This is a genomic window from Microcystis sp. M53603_WE2, from assembly GCF_030065435.1.
Window position 1 is genome coordinate 1 of the sequence record NZ_JASJFF010001163.1, and the last position, 1,285, is coordinate 1,285.

Below are 1,285 nucleotides of genomic sequence, written 5' to 3' on the forward strand. Positions count from 1 at the left end.
ATAAATCTAAAAACCTTGTTGGATAAGACTTTTGGACTTTTTTCCCCTCAAAAAGTGCCAGCCATTGCGGGGATCGGGGGAAAATTCAGGTACTTTTTCCCTGAAAATTAGGTAGTTGACCACCTCAAAACTGGTAAAACCCCACACCCCACACCCCACACCCCACACCCTGCCACCACCGAAAAGCTTTTTCGGCAAACCCTATCTAATTGTGTGTTGGGTTTTTTTAGGTCAATCCAACCGACAAGAGCGGATATAAAATCTAATATAATCAAGACAGCAGGTCATCCCATAGGTAATTCTCAAATGAATTATAAGATTGACATAGAACAAGAAGAAGATGGACGATATATTGCTGAAATCGTCGAACTTCCGGGAGTTTTAGTCTATGGCAATAGTCAACAGGAAGCTATTGCTAAAGTTCAAGCACTTGCTTTGCGTGTCTTAGCCGATCAACTTGAACAGGGAGAACTTCCAGAAAATCACCTAAATTTATCATTTGTTGCTCTATGAGTCAATGGTCAGCAACGAAAGCCAAACAAGTTTTAAAAGCATTAAAAAGCATAGGTTGGAAAATTAAACGCAGTGGACTGTTTCAGCTAAAATAGGGCAATAGATTTCGGCTTAAAGTCTTAAATTATAGAATTTATAGCATTTTTCTAATACACCAAATTAACTGAAACAATCCAGTAGGGTGTGTTAGCGATAGCGTAACACACCAATTTAATAATAAATTTGCTGCGTGGGGAGCGGATTATTGATTTTGGTTTTTTAACAGAATTGGTAGCCGCAAACACAAACCCTACCAGATTAAGCGATCGCACTCAACTTAATATCAACAGACTTTCTGTTTCACTATCAAAAAATTCAACAATAATTAAAAAATAACCTCTTAAAATTTCGATAATCTTTGCAGTGGGACTATTACCAATACGAAGATAGATAAATTTTGGTGGATGACCATATAATAGACTGCGCTGATGAAAATCGGCATCTTTAGAGACAATTACAAAATCGTTGAATTTGGCAAATTCCCAGATAAGTGCATCATCAGTATTGATCAGTCCTAAAGTCTTGACGTGCTGAGAATTAGAATATAAATCAATTATTTTATCAATAATCCGATCTGACAAATTTTCATCTAATAACTGAACTTCCCCCATACATATATACCACAATAGCTGAAAACCCTTATCCATCAATGGATGCACCCCCTTAACTTATCTTAATGTACCCATGTAATTTGTAACATTTCTTAATGGACAAGAATTCTCTCCATTTGCTA

Annotated in this window: 3 protein-coding genes; 2 read left to right on the top strand and 1 reads right to left on the bottom strand. The window is 36.5% G+C overall.

Annotated features, from left to right (window positions below; genetic code table 11):
- The first annotated feature begins 115 nt into the window (after window positions 1–115).
- Together PX481_RS24485 and PX481_RS24490 are read left to right on the top strand one after the other, a co-directional pair.
- Window positions 116–259 (top strand): hypothetical protein, encoded by a 144-nt coding sequence (locus PX481_RS24485; RefSeq protein WP_288096535.1) that lies wholly within the window; start codon window positions 116–118, stop codon window positions 257–259.
- A 47-nt stretch (window positions 260–306) separates the two neighbouring features.
- On the top strand, window positions 307–513 hold the full coding sequence (locus PX481_RS24490; protein ID WP_004159326.1) for a type II toxin-antitoxin system HicB family antitoxin: 207 nt from the start codon (window positions 307–309) through the stop codon (window positions 511–513).
- Window positions 514–824: 311 nt separating this feature from the next.
- Here PX481_RS24490 and PX481_RS24495 read toward each other — a convergent pair whose 3' ends face one another.
- Window positions 825–1,163 carry a DUF5615 family PIN-like protein gene (locus tag PX481_RS24495; protein ID WP_288096532.1) on the bottom strand — a complete coding sequence of 113 codons (339 nt, stop codon included), beginning with the start codon at window positions 1,161–1,163 and terminating at the stop codon, window positions 825–827.
- Window positions 1,164–1,285 lie beyond the last annotated feature (122 nt).

Coding starts and splice junctions, on each gene's coding strand:
- PX481_RS24490 (WP_004159326.1), top strand. CDS start 307: ATGAATTATAAGATTGACATAGAACAAGAAGAAGATGGACGATATATT.
- PX481_RS24495 (WP_288096532.1), bottom strand. CDS start 1,163: ATGGGGGAAGTTCAGTTATTAGATGAAAATTTGTCAGATCGGATTATT.